The following is a 17,009-nucleotide window of genomic DNA, read 5'->3' as shown; positions in this document are numbered from 1 at the left end:
GCGACCGGTCAGGGCAACAGCGGAGTCCTTGAGAGCAGTGGAGTCAGCGGCACGTGTGCCGACATTCGCCCGGCCAGATTGTCCGTCGCCACCGGCGAAGTAGGCGTCGAGTCGCTTGTCGACCGACGACCTTCGTCCGGCGCTGCCTGACAGCATGAGCCACAGGAGCAGAGCGACACCCGGGGAACAGGCCCCCAGCTCCGACCAGCATCATCGTGGGGCTCACCAGCGGCTTGCCCACGACGGTCGGCTGTGGTCCGGCGTTTACATCGTCACGATCACCGACGTTGACGAAGGCCGAGTCGGCGTAGATCGTTCCGGTGCCCTCGACCGTGACCTCGATGTCTGCCTCGCCGCTGACGCCCTCGGGCAGCTCGAACTTGACGAGCAGTTGCTTGGCCAACGCGTCGGCCTGTGCGGTCAGGACCCGGCTGAGTGCACCCGAATCAGCGGGGATCACCCGGCCGTTGGTGTCGGCCGCCAGCTTGGCCAGCTTGTCGGCCTGCTTCGCGTTGGCGAGCGAGACGACGTCGACGACCACCTCTGCTTCGGCTGCGGACTTGGCCACTGCCTCGAGGGTGGTGTCACTTCCGGTGTCGGCACCGTCGGAGAGCAGGAGCAGGGAGCGTGAGCCTTCGGCGCCCGCCATATCGATCGCCTCGGCCAACGCGTCGTAGACGCCGGTGCCCCTGGGCGAGCTCAAGTCCCTTGAACTCGTCGAGGAGTGCGGTGCGGTCCGTGGTCGGCTCGACGGTTGAGCCGACTTGGCCCGCGAAGGCCACCATACCGACCTTGACGTCGGGCGGTGCAGTGGCGAGGAACGCGGTCACGGCATCGGTCGCGGCCGCGAACTTCGCGCCGCGCATGCTGTTGCTGGCGTCGACCACGAGGATGGTGGAGCGCTCCACGTCGCCAGCCGAGACGGTGCTGGCCTCGGCGTCGACCGCCGTCCCGTCGACCCGGACCGACACGTCGGAACCGCCCACACCGCCGCCGGGGACGCCGTCGACCGAGACCACCATCGACACGACGCCTTCGGCAGACTCGACGTGGTCGATGCTGACCTCGTCGGCTCCCAGAGCGGGCGCGGCGGTCAGGATCGTGGTGGCGATGACGGCCGCGAGCAGCATCGAGCATCGCCGATGGCGCAGGTTCATCGAACTGCCCCCGTGGCGAAGATGGTGGGGTCGACCTTCACACCGTGATCGGCGAGGTGCTCGAGAAAGCGCGGCCGCAGCCCAGTCGATTTGAGATGTCCCCTGGAACTTGCCGTGCTCGTCGGTGCCGGCGTGATAGTCGAAGAGGAACACATCCTGAGTCGTGATGATGTCGCCCTCCATGCCCACGATCTCGGTGATGGCGGTGATCCGGCGCGTGCCGTCCTTGAGACGGGTCTGCTGAATGATCAGGTCGACCGCGCTCGCCACCTGCTCACGAATGGCCCTAATGGGCAGATCCATTCCGGCCATCAGGACCATCGTCTCGAGACGCGAGAGGGCGTCGCGTGGGGTGTTCGCGTGCAGGGTCGAGATGGAGCCGTCGTGACCGGTGTTCATGGCCTGCAGCATGTCGAGCGCGGCGGCGTCACGGATCTCACCGACGACGATGCGATCGGGGCGCATGCGAAGCGAGTTCTTGACGAGGTCGCGGATGGTCACTGCACCCTTGCCCTCGATGTTGGCGGGCCGCGACTCGAGTCGGAGCACATGGTCCTGGTGCAGGCGGAGCTCGGCGGCGTCCTCGATGGTGACGATGCGCTCGTCGTGGGGGATGAAAGAAGAGAGCACGTTGAGGGTGGTCGTCTTGCCGGCACCGGTACCCCCCGAGACGAGGATGTTCAGACGCCCGCGGACGCAACCCTCGAGCAGATCGGCAGCCTCACGCGAGAGGGAGTCGAAGCTGATCAGGTCTTCGATCGTGTAGGGGTCCTCGGAGAATTTACGAATCGTCAGCTTGGAGCCGTCGAGCGCGAGCGGCGGGATGATGGCGTTGACACGGCTGCCGTCAGGCAGGCGGGCGTCCACCATGGGGCTCGTCTCGTCGACACGACGTCCGATCTTGCTGACGATCTTGTCGATGGTGCGGCGCAGGTGCGCCTCATCGGCGAACGATGCATCGGTCTTGACCAGCCGACCCTTGCGCTCGATGTAGATGTTGTCGAAGGCGTTGACCATGACCTCGGACAGGTCCGAGTCCCGCAGCAGCGGCTCGAGCGGGCCGTAGCCCGGGATGTCGTCGGCGATCTCCTGCGACACCCGGGCGCGGTCCACCGAGGACATTGGCTGGTCGGCGTCAGCGAGCGCGGTCTGCAGGGCCACGTGCACCTGCTGCTCCAGCTCGGACTGGGTCATGTGGGCGTCGTAGAGCTTCGGCCCGAGTGCCTCGACGAGCTTCGAGTGCACGATCTTCTTCAAGGGCGCGAAGGGGTCGCGACCGGTCTTCTTGCTGCCGGCCGCCGTTAACGTGGCGAGTGTGTTGGCCGATGTGCCGGGAGCGGCGGCCTTCGGCTGAGGGGCCGCATGGCTCGTGGGTGGCGCGGCTGCCGGAGCCGCCGGAGTTGCCGAAGCAGCCGGCTGTGCGGCAGGGCTCCCTGACGCCTCCTGCGGAGAACGAGACCGCTGGGCTGCGGCGATGCGATCGCTGAGACTCATTGTCAGCCCCTCCTGAGGCGCAAGCGCGAACCGGAGGCTCGAGAGCCTGCCGACTCGCTGTCGTCTGCCTTGACGAACGACAGGGCCAAGGCGTTGATCGCCTTGCTGTTGGGATGGGACGGGTAGGCGCGGACCAAGGCTTCTCCGCGGTTGACGGCCGAGAGCACCTCGCGGCTGGACACCGGGGGAGATGTCCGCCTTCAGGCCCAACGTCGACTCGAACTCGTCCGTCGTCAACCCGACCTTGCCGTCTGCCCGGTTGAGCACGAACTTCCGGGTGTCGCGCGGGAAGTTGAGCAGGTCGAGAGTGCCGGTGGCGAGCTTGAGGCCCTTGAGCGCCGGGATGTCCAGTGTCGCGACCGGGATGATGGTGTCCGTGCGGTCCGGGGCGGTCAGCGCGTTGTCGTCGAAGACACCCGAGGTATCGATGACGACGAAGTCGAACATGCTCTTGAGCATGTCGATCATCTTGCCGATGTCGACCGCCGTGGCGTGGTCGGGGGAGTCCCGGGCGCACCGGCGCCGCGACGATCGCGAGCCGGTCTGAATGGCGTGTGAGGATCGACTCGATGGCGTACTCGTCGATCAGGCTGTTGAAGGCCACCAGATCGTTGATGGTCCGTGCCGGGGTCAACTGCAGCATGATCGCGACATCGCCACTGTTGACGTCGAGGTCGATCAGACAGACGTTTTTGCCGATCTGGCTGAGGGCCATGGCTGTGTTGACCGCGATCAGGCTCTTGCCGACGCCACCCTTGGTGGAGAAGACGGTCAGCACCGTGCCCTGAGGGGCGTCGGCGGCCGCCCGGGCGGCGGCCACGTCGGCCTTGGCGCGTGCCATCGCGGATGTTGCCGCAGCCTGCGCCTCGACCTCGATCGTCTTCGCGATCTCACTGGCGACCGAGCGTGCACGATGGACGGCCGTGGTGATGCCGGCCAGATCATTCGACTCGACGACCTCGCGCATGCCACTTCGCAGAGCAGTCGTCAGTACCTCGTGGTCGACGGTACGCCGCAACAGGATCACACCGAGGTCGGGGCGATTGATGCGCGCCCACTTGGCGAACGTCGTCGCTGCCTCGACAGCGATGGTAGGGCCGATGACCACGGCGAACTCGTGCGGACTGGCTGCGACATGCGCCTCGAGCTGTTCAATCGTTGCCACGGCGACCGACCCGTGCAGCATCGTCTGGACGATGCTCAGTTGGCCGACATCCGGCTCGATGATGACCGTCACCGCGCGGCCCTGAAGCTCTCCGGCATGATCTCGACAGCGGTAACGCCCGGTTGGTCGGTGACCTTGGAGTCCTTGGTGAGTAGTGCGAAGGAGACGTCGCCGTTGCGCGCCGCAAAGATGAGCTTCTCCGCGTCCTTCTGGTTCACCGCGACGGTGAGGATCGTCCTCGGCACCTGCTCGGTGACCTCGTCGCCGGCCTCGGTCGTGATCGTCTTCGACGTCACGCTGGTCGTGCCCACGCCGACCACCTGCACCTTGGGTAGCAGGAGCCGCGTGATCGGCGCCAGCTTCTGCTCCTTGCCGTCGGGAAGGAGCAGCACCGGGTCGGCGGAGAGGAAGATCGCGACATCGGAGCCGGGGTTGACGAAGCCGGCGACGCGCTCGGGGTCCGAAGCTCAACCGACACAGCAAGCTTGTCGTCGGGGATGATGAGACCGTCGGCGTCGCCGAGGCTGCCGAACTTCGCACCGATGATCTGCTCGCCGGCATAGATGGTGCCGAGCGCGACCTCGTCCGAGATTGAGCTCGTGGTCGTCAGGGCACCCTCGATGAGGTCGTCCTTGCGCACACGGGACTTCTCGAACTTGCCCGCCTCCCGGGCACTGGCGACGTCCTCGCCGGTGTCGATGGTGGCGGAAGCGGTGAGCACCTCGACCATCTCCCGGCCTTCGGTGGCGCGCTGGTCGATGCCCTGCACGTACAGGACGATGAGCGCCGTACCGACCGGGGCGATCAGGGCGGCGACGAGCAGGAGAACGGAACGGCGAGCCATGTGGCGATCCTTCGCAGTCAGAGAATCCGGGGGTTCTTCTGGGAGTGCTCAGGGCTTTCGGCGGGTGTCTGAAGATCCCGCCCGGCGGCCTCGGGGCGGACCCAGATTCCGCCCCGGGCGCAGAATCTAGGACGCTTCGAGGGAGGACGTGGGCTAAACCGAACAAACCGCCCAGAGGTGGCCCGGACACCACCCGAAATGACTAGACCAGCGGTCGTACGACTAGTCCGAATGTGCTCGCCCGATCGGGCAGTAAGCCCAGATCAGGGTACGTAGAGCCCTTCGACGTCCTGGCGGAACTCGCGCATCACGACGTTGCGCTTGAGCTTGAGGCTGGGGGTGAGGTGACCGCGTTCCTCGGTCCACTCGTCGGGCAGGATCGTGAACTTTCGGATCGCCTCGGCCCGCGAGACGGCCTTGTTGGCGTCCTCCACCGCGGCCTCGATCTCGGCGAGGAGCTCAGCGTCCTCGAGGTTGTCCTCGACCGATCCCGACTTGCCATGTGCCTCGGCCCGGGCGGGGAACGACTCACGGTCAATCGTCACCAGCGCAGCGATGAACGGCTGGCCGTCGCCCACCACGATGCACTGGTCGACGAGCAGGTGCGCACGCAGTCGGTCCTCGAGCACGGCCGGCGCGACGTTCTTGCCGCCGGCCGTCACCGGGATCTCCTTCTTGCGGCCGGTGATCCGGACGAATCCCTCGTCGTCCACCTCGCCGACGTCACCGGTGTGGAACCAGCCGTCGGTGACGGCCTCGGCGGTCGCAGCGTCGTTGTCCCAGTACCCGGTGAAGACACGGCCACCCTTGAACAACAGCTCGCCGTCGTCGGCCACACGCACGGAGGTGCCCGGGATCGGCCTGCCCACCGTGCCGATCTTCTGGGCGTCTGGGAGGTTGACCGTCAGCGCCGCGGTGGTCTCGGTCAGGCCGTAGCCCTCGAGCACGACGACCCCCGATACCGCGGTAGAAGTGACCGAGCCGCTCGCCGAGGGGAGCGCCGCCGGAGACGGCGTGCTCACAGTGCCCACCGAGCGCGGTGCGGAGCTTGCCGTAGACGAGCTTGTCGAACAGAGCGTGCTGGGCGCGCAGCCGGACCGGGACGCGACCCTTGTCGAGGGCGCGCGAGTAGGAGATCGCCGTCTCGGCGGCCCGGTCGAAGATCTTGCCCCGACCGTCGGCCGTCGCCCGCTGGGATGCGGTGTTGAACACCTTCTCGAACACCCGCGGCACGGCCGGGATGAACGTGGGTTGGAAGACCTCCAGATCACCCAGCAGGTTCTTGATGTCGGAGCTGTGCCCGAGGCGCACCCGCTTCTTGACGCAGCCGACCTGGATGATCCGGGCGAACACGTGAGCCAGTGGCAGGAACAGCAGTGTCGAGGCGCCTTCGGTGTCGAAGAGGCGGTCGAGCTCGTGCGTCGCCACGCCCAGCTCGAACATGAAGTTGCCGTGCGTCAGCATGCAGCCCTTGGGCCGCCCCGTCGTGCCACTCGTGTAGATCAGCGTCGCGAGATCGGCCGGCGTGGTCGCCGTACGACGCTCCTCGAGGGCCTCGTCGGAGATGTCCCGGCCGAGCTTGCCGAGCACGCTGACGGCGTTGTCGTCGAGCGACCACACGTGGTTGAGATCGGATCCGGAGCCGGCCTCGCGGGCCTCACGGACGCGGGCGAGATGGCCGGCGCCCTCCGCCACGACGGCCTTGGCGCCGGAGTCCTGCAGGATCCAGCCGATCTGCTCGGCGGACGACGTCTCATAGACAGGCACGGTCGCCGCACCCGCGAACCAGATCGCGTAGTCGAGCAAGGTCCACTCGTAGCGGGTCCCGGAGATGAGCACGACCCGGTCACCGGCTTCGATGCCCGCGGCCATCAGCCCCTTCGCGACCGCACTGACCTCCGCGAGGAACTCGCCCGCCGTGACGTCGGTCCAGCCCTCACCGGAGCTGCGGCTGAAGACAACGGCGTCCGCGGCCTGCGCGCGTTGCTGACCACGTCATCGGTCAGGTTTCCCACGGTCGGGATCTCGATCGTCAACGGCGTGGCGAACTCGCGCACAAAGGCCTCCTTCAAGGACGTGTGTGGGGCAGGCTATCGCTGTCCGGCGGGTCGAGCCGTGCCGGTTGGGGTCCGGTAGGGTTCGCGCCATGGCCGAACAGACGACTTCGTCGATCGTGATCGACGCCCCGCCCGCCGAGGTCATGGCCGTCATCGCCGACTTCGAGTCCTACCCCTCGTGGGCCACGGGCGTCACCACGGCCGACGTGACCGTGCAGGGCGCGGACGGTCGTGCGGAGCAGGTCTACTTCGCGCTCGACGTCACCCCGATCAAGGACGAGTACACCCTCGTCTACGACTGGGACGGCGATCGCCAGGTCACCCTGGACCCTCGGCGAGGGCAAGATGCTCAAGGCACTGGACGGCTGCTACGCGCTTCGCGACACGGGCACCGGTTCGACCGAGGTCACCTACTCCCCGGCGCTCGACGTCTCGATCCCGCTGATCGGCATGCTCAAGCGCAAGGGCGAGAAGATCCTCATCGACGCGGCGCTCAAGGGCCTGAAGAAGCGCGTCGAGTCGCTCTGAGCACGCAGCCGCGACGCGTGCGGATCCTCCTCTTCACCGGCAAGGGTGGCGTCGGCAAGTCCACCATCGCGGCCGGTACGGCGACGCTCTCGGCCGCCTCCGGGCACCGCACGCTCGTCCTGTCCACCGACGCCGCGCACTCGCTCGCCGACGCGTTCGGCGCCCCTGCGGGAGCCGAACCCACCGAGGTCTCCCCGGGACTCTTCGTCCAGCAGGTCGACGCCCAGCTGCGATTCGAGCAGTCGTGGGCCGAGATCCAGTCCTACCTCCTGCGCGTCCTCGACGTCGCAGGGGTCGACCCTGGTCGCTGCCGAGGAACTTGCAGTCATCCCCGGGGCGGAGGAAGTGCTGGCCCTGCTCGAGCTGCGGGCCCGGGCCCTCAGCGGTGAGTGGGACGTGATCGTCGTCGACTGCGCCCCGACGGCCGAGACGCTTCGGCTGCTCGCGCTGCCCGAGGCGCTCGGGTGGTACATGGAGCGGATCTTCCCGGTCGAGCGGAAGATCGTGAAGGCGCTCGGTCCGATGCTGTCCAAGGCGGCCAAGATGCCGATGCCGGAGGACTCGGTGTTCGGCGCGATCGAGCGACTGCACGCCGAGCTCGACGAGGTGCACGGCCTGCTCACCGGGCCCGATGCGAGCGTGCGCATCGTGCTCACCCCCGAGTCGGTGGTGCTCGCCGAGGCCCGACGGTCCTACACGATGCTCTCGCTGTTCGGCTATCGCGTGGACGGGGTCGTGGTCAACCGCATCTTCCCGACCGAGGACGCGGACGAGTGGCGCGCTGGTTGGGTCGCGTCCCAGACCGAGATCCCGGGGCGGGTCAGCGAGTCGTTCGCCGGTCTGCCGCAGTGGCGCTCGGTGTATCGCACCGGCGAGCCTGTCGGGGTCGACGCCCTGTGCGAGCTCGCTCGTGAGGTGTACGGCGAAGCCGATCCGCTCGAGGTCGTGGACGGCGTCGGTCCCTTCCGCATCACCCGGGATCCCGCCGGCGCCGTGGTGCACACGGCGCTGCCCTACGTCACCCGGGACGAGGTCGGTCTCGCCGGGCACGGCGACGAGCTCGTCGTCAGCGTGGCGTCGTATCGTCGTCTCCTCACGCTGCCGCCGGGCCTGAGTCGTCACCAGATCACGGGTGCCCGGGTCGTCGGCGGCGAGCTCCGGGTCAGGTTCAAGGAAGGGGCGTCGTGACCGACACCGAAGACGGGCGCGATCCCGACGTCGGCTCCCTCGCGGAGGAGACCGCCAAGCTGCTGGGCGCCCTCAACGGATGGGCCCGCGAGCAGGGCAGCGGGCTCGGCGAGAGCGTTGCCGGCATCTCCGACCATGCGATGGCCGCGGCCCACGACCTCAACGACCACCTCGCCACCGGTTCCGCCGAGTGCACGGTCTGTCCCGTGTGCCGGACCGTGCACGCCGTACGCCAGCTGAGCCCCGAAGTGAAGGCGCACTGGCGACGGCGGCGGCGTCCCTCATGCAGGCTGCTGCCGGGATCCCGGCCACGGCGACGCCCGACACGAACTCAGACCGGGGCGAGGTCGAGCGCATCGACACGGACGCGTCGGGCGAGGACTGGCCCGAAGAAACCACATGATCGACGTTCCGCTGGTTGAGCAGGCGCGCCAGCGCCGTGTCGAAACCAAGGAACGCCGATGAGCGGTCTTGCTATCGGGATCGACGTCGGCGGCACCAAGATCGCCGGGGGAGTGGTCGACGCCGGCGGACGCGTGCTGGAGATGCTCACGGTCGAGTCGCCCGCCCGGGACGTCGAGGCGATCGAGGACGTGATCGCGACGTTCGTCACGGAGCTCGCGAGCAGGCACGACATCACCTGCGTCGGCATCGGTGCGGCCGGGTACGTCGACCGCAACCGCGCGCACGTCATGTTCGCGCCTAACCTCGCGTGGCGCGACCTCGACCTGAAGGCGGAGCTGGAAGCGCGGGTCGCGCTTCCGGTCACCGTGGAGAACGACGCCAACGCTGCGGCCCGGGGGGAGTTCACGTTCGGCGTCGGCAAGGACGTCGACGACTTCCTGCTGGTCACGGTCGGCACCGGCGTCGGCGGCGGCATCGTGCTCGACGGCGAGCTGCACCGCGGCGCCTTCGGCGTCGGGGCCGAGATAGGCCACCTGCGCATGGTGCCCGGCGGGATCCCTGTGCGGCTGCGGAAACCGCGGCTGCCTCGAGGCCTACGGATCGGGAAGTGCGCTTGTCCGTGCTGCCCGCGCTGCGGCAACGAGTGGCGCGCCGTCAGCTCGGACCTTCCTCGAACGTGTCGGTGGCGACGTCGACGCGATCACGGGGCCCCTCATCACCGAGGCTGCCCGTGCCGGTGACCGTTTCGCCATCGACCTGCTCGCGGACCTCGGCAGGTGGCTCGGAGAGGGGATCGCCTCATTGGTGGCCGTTCTCGACCCGGCGCTGGTCGCCGTAGGTGGCGGCGTCAGCGAGGCTGGCGACCTGCTGATCGACCCCATCTGGGCTGCGTTCGCCGCGCAGCTCACCGGCCGTGGTCACCGCCCCGTTGCCGAGATCCGCCGGGCGGAACTGGGCAACAGGGCAGGACTCGTCGGTGCCGCGGATCTGGCGCGGCGCTGTCGAGGAACGAGCAGTCAGTAGGTGAAGCCGCCGCTCACCATGCGCACTGGCGAAGGCCGCCATCACAACTCTCATCCCCAAGATCGCACTCCGAGTCAGCCGTGACGTTGGACACCTGCAGATTACGCGCGATCAGGACCAAGTAAGTGCTGTCGCTGTTGTCGCTCTTGATGTCGTTAACCATGGCGCTCGCCTCGCCGCAGGTTGTGACGGGGGACGTCGAAGACGCACTGGGATATTTCTGACTTGTTCTGCTTGCCGAAGTGGAAGCCGCAGACCTGAACGGCCACGAGCCTGTGAACGGGGAAGATGGCGCTGGTACCAGTGCCTGTTATTGACGAGTGATCACACAATCCCGGGTTGGTGCAGAACACCGGGATTGGAACGGTCGCACCTGAGTCGATGAGATCCCTCCGGGCTTGTGGAACGTTTCCTGGGGTCGGGCTGACCGGGGTCTCCCTCGAGGCAGGCGAACGGAGCTGAGGTCGAGACCGATGGGCACGCGGCGGCAAGATGATCGTTCAGATCAATCCCCGTCTTGGTGCCCCGGCCGGGGACAATCGAGATGGGGGTCGCGCATCCATTGCGGATCTGATTCGCCAGTGCGGACGTGCCGTTCCCGTCGCCGTCGTGCTCCAAGGGGCAGTCAAGTGTCCACCAGTTGCCTGCTCCGAGGTTGTCAGGCTGCGGACACGCGGAAGATGTCCAGCCGGGGGCGTCCCCAGTGCGAACAGCTTGAAAGGGGTTCCCGGCTGAGCATTCGCCGGGATATCTGACAAGCACAATGCCATGGGTCGAAGTTTCGGACCGGTGGTGCCAGCCTCCACTGCGGCCGCCGCTGACCGAGTGACTTCGTAGGCGTCGGTCATGCCAAAGACTCCACCGAAGAAGTTCGGACTGGGTCCCGTAACGGTCGTCCTGACGACCAAGTCGCCATCAAGGCATTCGGCCTCGAAGAGGGTCATCGCTCCGACCGAGGAGCCTGTGTCGTTTGCCGCGACCTTGGACGTGGCCTCAGTTTGGGCATCTGTGAAACCGTCAGACCGGATGTCGGCGCACAGGCGCTTGTCCACGTTGGCGAAGACGCCGGCGGCCCCCGGGGCCGCAGCATCAGCTGCTGTCTGCATGGCTCGCTTGTTTGCGTAGGCCAAACCGAAGTCGGCTACGAAGGCACTGAGCCCGACGATGACGATGGCTAGCAAGGCGACCGGGATTGCAATGGCTCCGGATTCGTTGCGGCGCCTCATGAGAACTCACACCGCATCACGCCAGTTCCCTGCAGCGTAGGAACAGGGATGAAGTTGAACGGAGGCGCCGTTACTGCCCACTCGTGAGATGGGCCGGTCCCGGTCATGGTCACGGTGATGTTGGTGCCGGCGGTCGTTCCCTTGCATGGCGTCACAGAGGAATCGCTGCCACAGTTCGTCACGACGGGTATAGGGGCGGTGGTCATGCCGACGGTCCCGGCACTGTTCTGGCCCTCAGACTTGATTTGACCACACGTGCGGCCATCCACCACGGCATAGCGCACAGCTTGACGAGCAGCATTGTTGAGTGAGATCTGCTGGGCAAAGACGAAGCCGAAGTTCACGATGCCGATGAGGACCGGGAGGAGGATCGGTACCACGAGGGCGAACTCGAGCGCAGCCGCACCGTTTTCGTCCCGTCGTCTGCGCGCGTGCTTGAGCAGCTGCATTCCCACTCCTTGAAATCGTGTCGCGCTCGCGACATCAGAAGGAGCGTAGAGAGGTCCAGGTGGAGAAGTAGCCCCCTGACCCAAAATGACCCTGACCGTCATGAGCCGCATAGCCCATTCGGACTACGCGCCCCGGCCGTTCGTTTATGTCCGGCGGGAGATGTCGCCTGAGGCATTACTCAGCGACTCATGGTCACCTGTCGGAGGCCGGCATCACACGCAGTGCCGAGCGTGCAGGTCGTTCCACCCGCGCCGTCGCTGTCAGTCACGAACTTCAGGAACAGCCGGACGGTCTCCTTGGGCGATTGAGATACCGGTGCACCGGTGGTGGGGTCTACTCCCGCCAAGCAGGGGTCGTTCTTGTCGGCGCACCCCAGATACTCCGCGTAGGTCGCGGTGAAGCTGTTGCCTGCGCAGTCGCCGGTATTGATCGAGTTGGAACCCTTGTCGAGGATGTGAAACCCGCACACCACGGCCGGGGCCAGTTTGAAGATGGGGTAGACACGGTTGGTGCCGGTGCCCGTCACGGTGCTGGGATCGCACACTGTCGTGGTCGTGCAGAAGACGGGGAAGAGCACGGTTTCACCGAGGATCGCCTCCCGGGCCTCAGCCACGACGGGGACGGTGAGGTTGGACTCGCCGGTGTCCGCGTCCGGGCAGAACGGGCTCACGTCTGCTTGGTCGTTGCAGTTGATCGTCAGGGACGAGGACAGTGCCGTCGCCGGCGTCGGAGTCTGTGGTTCCACCACACGGGCGTCGTTCGCGCAGCCGTCCTTCAGGGCGGCCGCCACTTGCGCAGCGTTCATGGTGGTCATCCCCGGACAGTTCACGAACCACCAGTTGCCGCCGGTTTCCGCTGCCTCACAGTCAGACCCGGTCCACGCCTGACCCGGCATCTTGATCTCCCTGACCTCTGTAGGGAGGTCATCCACCTCGGGTATGTCGAGATCGCACAAGGCGTAGGGCCTGAGCTTGGCAGCGCTCGGCACGTAGACGACGGCACTCGCCTCGCTCTGGGCCGAAATATCTTTCCCGACGACCGCACCCCCGAAGAACGTCGGGGTGGTGCCGCCCCGCGCGGTATGTGACCTCGAGAGCGCCTTTGTACGGCCCCGAAGTCAGGCAATCGATAGCGAAGAGCTTGTTCACCCGGGCAGGGCGGTTCGTCGTCGCGATGGCCTCCGCGGCAGCCTTGGCGTCGGCTGCGAAGTTGGCCTTCAAGTACGCGCACGATCCGGGTTCCCCGCCAAGCGCTTCGCGGCGGCCAATGCTCCCGCGTCCGCCGCCGTTTGCAGTTGTCGCTTGGACGTGTAGGCCACACCGAGGTCGGCGACGAACGCAGACAAGGTGAAAAGCACGACGGCCAACAGGGCGACAAGGACCGCAATCGCACCATCCCGGTTACGCGGCCGACGTCTCAGTTGTACTCGCACCGGAACACCCCCTCGCCGGCGATGTCCACGCCAGCCGGAAAGCCCGGAATCGGCATCGGCACAACAAAATTGCTGTGGTAGGTCAGAGTCACTTTGAGGTCGGTCGTATCGGTCGAGTCAGCGCAAGGCCGCTCGCAAGGGCCCGTAGCACCACTCAGCGCGTAGGTTGGATCGCTTGGGCCCATCCCGATGGTGATTGCTGCATTCCGCGCCTCTGCTTCGATGTCACCGCAAGCACGGCCTTCGACGTCGACAACGGCGAACCGAGCGGCCCGGCGCGCACTGTTGCTGATAGACAGTTGCTGCGCCAGCACCACCCCGAAGTTGACGATCCCGAGGAAGAGCACGATCAGGATGGGCGCAACCGGGGCAGAATTCGACGGCTGCTGCGCCGCGTTCCTCGCCGCACTGGTGACGGTGACCAGACATGTTGCCCCCTACGAAGTTGTGGCGAGGCTAGGTTTCGACTGCGTCGACCATGGCCAAAGTCGGCGTCCCTTACCCCAATTGGAGTATTCGATCTCCGGATGCGACAGGATCGGGCCGTGACCTCAGCAGCAGGAGCGCTCTGGATCGGTGTGGACGTCGGAGGAACCAAGGTCTTGGCCGGTGTCGTCGACGAGTCTGGCCACGTCTCGCCGACGAGCAGACGCGCGACCCCGGGCCGACGAGTCGACATCCGACAGGTCGAGGACGCCCTCGACGCGGCCGTGGAAGAAGCGGCCGGCGGCTCTCCGATCGCCGGGGTAGGCGTGGCCGCGGCCGGCTTCGTCGATGCCGCAGGTGAGCGGGTGATGTTCGCCCCGCACCTGCCCCGGCAGGGAGAGAACGTGCGCGCGGCTGGAGAAGCGTTGGGGAGCGCCGGTCGTCCTCGACAACGACGCCAACTGCGCGGTTCTCGCCGAGTGGACGTACGGCGCAGCGCGGGGCGCCGACTCAGCGATCGTCGTGACCATGGGCACCGGGATCGGCGGCGGGATCCTGATGGGCGGCCGGCTGGTGCGCGGCGCCAACGGCATGGCCGGCGAGTTCGGGCACATGAAGGTCGTGCCCAACGGTCAGCCGTGCGAGTGCGGTGGCCAAGGCTGCTGGGAGCAGTACTCCTCGGGCAACGCGCTCGTGCGGTTTGCCCGCCAAGCCATGGGGGAGCAGCCGTCGGTGCTGGAGGACACGTGCGGAGGCAATCCTGACAACCTCACCGGTCCCATGGTGACCGGTGCTGCCGAGGAAGGTGACCTCGTGGCGCGGCAGGCGTTCGCCTCGGTCGGCGAGTGGCTCGGCGTCGGGGGTGGCCAACCTCGTCGCGGCCTTCGACCCGGAGGTTGTCGTGATCGGCGGTGGGGTGTCGCAGGCGGGCGACCGACTCCTCGAGCCCGCGCGCAACGCGCTGCAACGCTCCTTGGTCGGAGCGGCACACCGCGGCGTACCACCCATCGTGTCCGCGCTGCTGGGCCCCGAGGCAGGGCTGGTCGGCGCGGCCGAGATGGCCGAGCGAGCGGGCGATCAGTCCCGGCGGTAGCCCGGGACGAGCTCGAGCGCGAGCTGCTCGAGGAAGAGCCCGACGTCGGTGACGATGCCCTTGGCTCCGGCTCGACCCGCGGTCGGCGAGCTTGGTGACCGTGGCGGGATTGATGTCGACGCACACGAGCGGGATCGACGCCGGCAGGATGTTGCCGGTCGCCACCGAGTGCAGCATGGTCGCGACCATCAGGCAGAAGCCCACGTCGGTCAGCTCGGCGCGCATGGCGCGCTGGCCCTCGATGACGTCGGTGTAGACGTCGGGCAGCGGACCGTCGTCGCGCACCGAACCGACCAGCACCCAGCGCTTGTCGTGCTTGACCAGCGCGTGCATGATCCCGCCGGTCAGGACACCGTTCTCGACCGCGGCGCGGATCGAGCCCTGCTTGCGGATCGTATTGAGGGCGCGGATGTGGTGCTCGTGTCCGTGCTCGACGCCGCGGCCCATCGCCGGTCGACGCCCGGGCTGGTGCCGTAGAGCGACGACTCGATGTCGTGGGTGGCCAGCGCGTTGCCGGCGAACAGCACGTCGACGTAGCCCGCATTGACCAGTGCGACCATCGCCGGTGCGGCGCCGGTGTGGACGACACCCGGGCCACCGACCCAGAGGACGTGCTTGCCGGCGGCCTTCGCCTCCCGCATGCCGTCCGCGACCCGGCGGACGGGACGGCCTGCGGCTTCTCGCTGGACACGTCGGACTCCATGAAGCCGAACGAGTCGCTGCCCTTCTCGATCACCGGCGCGGTGACCTTGATGCCGGAGGCGCCGGTCACGACGTTCATGCCGATCCGCACGTCGGACATGGGCAGCGTGTAGACGCGCTCGCCGTCGACGACCGGGCCGCAGTCCATCTCCGGGTTCTCGACGTCGAGCCACTTGCCGCCGAGACGGATCTTGGTGGCGAGGTTGGTGGTGGAATAGAAACCGTCCGGGAAGACTCCGTCGAGGTCCGCGACGCTGACCGATGCCTCGCCCGGGTCGATCTGGTTGACCCCTCGGGTCTGCAGGCGCATCAGCAGGCGCTGGAGCGATTCGTCGTCCTCGGCCGTGACCACGATGGTGGCGCGACTGGTGTCGGACGCCTCATGCCCGACGTCGAACCGGTCGATGACGTAGTCACCGCCGTACTCCCGGATGTCGTCGAGGATGCGGGAGAGGATCCCGCTGTCCATCAGGTGGCCGGTGACTTCAACGCTCTCGCTCACACTCACGGCGCCGACACTATCGCCGCCCTCCGTCAGATCCGCGACCCGTCGTCCCACGGCTCGCGGGGAGTGCGCGACATCGTGGCGACGAGGTAGCCGAAGCCGCCGACGAACCAGGGCGACCAGCAGGTAGTCGATGAGCGTCGGCAGGTCGATCCTGAAGACCACCGCGGCCAGCACGAGCACCGGCGCCCCGAAGAGTCCGGCCCACGCGACGGCACGCTTCGGCTCAGGTCGCGGCAGCGGCGGCGGGGGAGGCGGGACGAAGCGCTCCGCCTCGTCGTACGCCGCAGCGCGCACGTCGACGGGCACGGGGTCCGGCTCCGGCGCGGGTGCGACAGGCCGCGCGACAGGTGCCGGCTCGTCGAGGTCGGCGCGGTCGCCGAAGTTGTCGACGATCGCTCGCCACGCCTCGTCCTGCGCGCGCTCGTTGTCGCCCGATCCGGTCACGGGAGAAACGTTAACCCTTGGACAGAAACGCGTGACCTTGGTTTCGACACGGCGCTGGCGCGCCTGCTCAACCAGCGGTCAGGGCGCGCCTGCTCAACCAGCGGTGACGCGGGCGATGAAGTCTGCCGACTCCTTGAAGATCTGCGGGGCGTCGTTGTCGAGAGTGGCCACGTGGTAGCTGTTCTCCGGGTTGACCAGAGTGAAGTCGCGAGACGAGACCGACTTCTTGATGATCGCGATCGACGAGTCGTCCGCCACGTGGTCCTCGACGGACTTGAAGTAGAGGAACGGCGACGTGACCTTCGGCAGGTCGGCGCGCAACTGCTTGAAGCCGTGGAAGATCATCGAGTAGGCGGCCTTGAGCGGGGCCTTCGTGTAGCCGTACTCGTCCTGTCCCGGCTGCTTGATGTCGTTGACGATCCCGGGGAACGCAGGGACCGGGAAGCGCAGGACTGGCAGGAACTTGACGTCGATCCGTCGGGTGGCGATGCCCGGGTTGACCACGACGATACCGGCCACCTCGTCGGGCCGATCGGCGGCGATGCGCATGACCGGGGCACCCCCCAGCGAGAGGCCGCAGACGGCGACGGCGTCGTTTTCCGCACGCAGCTTGTCGAAGGACGCCGTCAAGGTGGCGTACCAATCGCTCCACCCGACCTTGTTCAGCTCCTGCCAGCGCGTGCCGTGGCCCGGGAGCAGCGGCAGCTCGACGGCGTACCCCAGCTCGGCCAGCGACTCGGCCCCGGGGACGCATCGAGGCCGGGGAGCCGGTGAATCCGTGGCTGACCGGGACCCCGATCCTCCGTCCGCCCGTGAGGTCGGGGCGGGCGGGTGCGGAGAACGGCGCGGCCGTCGGCTTGATCAGCA

At 67.3% G+C, this 17,009-nt stretch carries 14 protein-coding genes and 6 pseudogenes; 6 read left to right on the top strand and 14 right to left on the bottom strand.

From position 1 onward, the window contains the following. Positions 1-43 precede the first annotated feature (43 nt). The 6 genes and pseudogenes from LP418_RS00900 to LP418_RS00880 form a co-directional block, all read right to left on the bottom strand. Complete coding sequence (locus LP418_RS00900; protein ID WP_257954892.1) at positions 44-649, bottom strand: hypothetical protein; 606 nt, start codon at positions 647-649, stop codon at positions 44-46. Further along, complete coding sequence (locus LP418_RS00895; protein WP_257954891.1) at positions 585-3,110, bottom strand: ATPase, T2SS/T4P/T4SS family; 2,526 nt, start codon at positions 3,108-3,110, stop codon at positions 585-587. Before LP418_RS00895 ends, LP418_RS00900 begins: the two co-directional genes overlap by 65 nt. A 106-nt stretch (positions 3,111-3,216) precedes the next feature. Beyond that, positions 3,217-3,492: pseudogene (locus LP418_RS32065) on the bottom strand (AAA family ATPase); the annotation flags it as partial. 392 nt (positions 3,493-3,884) lie between these two features. Further along, positions 3,885-4,229 (bottom strand): RcpC/CpaB family pilus assembly protein, encoded by a 345-nt coding sequence (locus LP418_RS00890; RefSeq protein ID WP_257957262.1) that lies wholly within the window; start codon positions 4,227-4,229, stop codon positions 3,885-3,887. A 694-nt stretch (positions 4,230-4,923) separates the two neighbouring features. Beyond that, on the bottom strand, positions 4,924-5,373 hold the full coding sequence (locus LP418_RS00885) for a hypothetical protein (RefSeq protein ID WP_257957296.1): 450 nt from the start codon (positions 5,371-5,373) through the stop codon (positions 4,924-4,926). A 126-nt stretch (positions 5,374-5,499) separates the two neighbouring features. Then, positions 5,500-6,580: pseudogene (locus LP418_RS00880) on the bottom strand (AMP-dependent synthetase/ligase); the annotation flags it as partial. Between the two features lie 226 nt (positions 6,581-6,806). On the opposite strand from LP418_RS00880, the gene LP418_RS00875 reads away from it, so the two are divergent. From LP418_RS00875 to LP418_RS32060, 4 genes and pseudogenes are all read left to right on the top strand, one after another. Further along, the gene (locus LP418_RS00875) at positions 6,807-7,634 is read left to right on the top strand and encodes an ArsA-related P-loop ATPase (protein WP_257954890.1); all 828 of its coding nucleotides are present in this window, start codon (positions 6,807-6,809) and stop codon (positions 7,632-7,634) included. Further along, positions 7,591-8,433, top strand: a complete 843-nt coding sequence (locus LP418_RS00870) for an ArsA family ATPase (RefSeq protein ID WP_257954889.1) — start codon at positions 7,591-7,593, stop codon at positions 8,431-8,433. The genes LP418_RS00875 and LP418_RS00870 overlap by 44 nt, the downstream gene beginning before the upstream one ends. Next, positions 8,430-8,855 (top strand): hypothetical protein, encoded by a 426-nt coding sequence (locus LP418_RS00865; RefSeq protein ID WP_257954888.1) that lies wholly within the window; start codon positions 8,430-8,432, stop codon positions 8,853-8,855. The genes LP418_RS00870 and LP418_RS00865 overlap by 4 nt, the downstream gene beginning before the upstream one ends. Before the next feature lie 39 nt (positions 8,856-8,894). Further along, positions 8,895-9,861: pseudogene (locus LP418_RS32060) on the top strand (ROK family protein). Between the two features lie 500 nt (positions 9,862-10,361). Here the strand turns inward: LP418_RS32060 and LP418_RS32055 are convergent. The 5 genes from LP418_RS32055 to LP418_RS00840 form a co-directional block, all read right to left on the bottom strand. After that, positions 10,362-11,087 (bottom strand): pilus assembly protein TadG-related protein, encoded by a 726-nt coding sequence (locus LP418_RS32055; RefSeq protein WP_442940074.1) that lies wholly within the window; start codon positions 11,085-11,087, stop codon positions 10,362-10,364. Then, positions 11,084-11,536 (bottom strand): TadE/TadG family type IV pilus assembly protein, encoded by a 453-nt coding sequence (locus tag LP418_RS00850; RefSeq protein WP_257954887.1) that lies wholly within the window; start codon positions 11,534-11,536, stop codon positions 11,084-11,086. The genes LP418_RS32055 and LP418_RS00850 overlap by 4 nt, the downstream gene beginning before the upstream one ends. A gap of 179 nt (positions 11,537-11,715) precedes the next feature. Beyond that, positions 11,716-12,525: a hypothetical protein gene (locus tag LP418_RS00845; RefSeq protein ID WP_257954886.1), complete on the bottom strand. Its 810-nt coding sequence runs from the start codon at positions 12,523-12,525 to the stop codon at positions 11,716-11,718. A gap of 228 nt (positions 12,526-12,753) precedes the next feature. After that, on the bottom strand, positions 12,754-12,969 hold the full coding sequence (locus tag LP418_RS32050) for a pilus assembly protein TadG-related protein (protein WP_442940073.1): 216 nt from the start codon (positions 12,967-12,969) through the stop codon (positions 12,754-12,756). Next, complete coding sequence (locus tag LP418_RS00840; RefSeq protein WP_257957260.1) at positions 12,954-13,322, bottom strand: TadE family protein; 369 nt, start codon at positions 13,320-13,322, stop codon at positions 12,954-12,956. The genes LP418_RS32050 and LP418_RS00840 overlap by 16 nt, the downstream gene beginning before the upstream one ends. A 174-nt stretch (positions 13,323-13,496) precedes the next feature. Between LP418_RS00840 and LP418_RS00835 the strand changes: the two are divergent. Next, positions 13,497-13,724: pseudogene (locus tag LP418_RS00835) on the top strand (hypothetical protein); the annotation flags it as partial. 85 nt (positions 13,725-13,809) lie between these two features. Then, positions 13,810-14,586, top strand: coding sequence for an ROK family protein (locus tag LP418_RS32045; protein WP_442940354.1), 777 nt, complete (start codon positions 13,810-13,812; stop codon positions 14,584-14,586). Between the two features lie 19 nt (positions 14,587-14,605). Here the strand turns inward: LP418_RS32045 and LP418_RS30105 are convergent. The 3 genes and pseudogenes from LP418_RS30105 to LP418_RS00815 form a co-directional block, all read right to left on the bottom strand. Further along, positions 14,606-15,129, bottom strand: a pseudogene (locus tag LP418_RS30105) (ornithine cyclodeaminase family domain); the annotation flags it as partial. Between the two features lie 86 nt (positions 15,130-15,215). After that, a pseudogene (locus LP418_RS30100) lies at positions 15,216-15,659 on the bottom strand (TIGR00300 family protein); the annotation flags it as partial. Positions 15,660-16,235: 576 nt separating this feature from the next. Continuing rightward, positions 16,236-16,841, bottom strand: a complete 606-nt coding sequence (locus tag LP418_RS00815; RefSeq protein ID WP_257957258.1) for an alpha/beta hydrolase — start codon at positions 16,839-16,841, stop codon at positions 16,236-16,238. Positions 16,842-17,009: the final 168 nt, after the last annotated feature.

The sequence above is a fragment of the Nocardioides sp. B-3 genome (genome assembly GCF_024703895.1).
Lineage (GTDB): Bacteria > Actinomycetota > Actinomycetes > Propionibacteriales > Nocardioidaceae > Nocardioides.
This window is presented reverse-complemented; position numbering and strand designations above follow the sequence as displayed.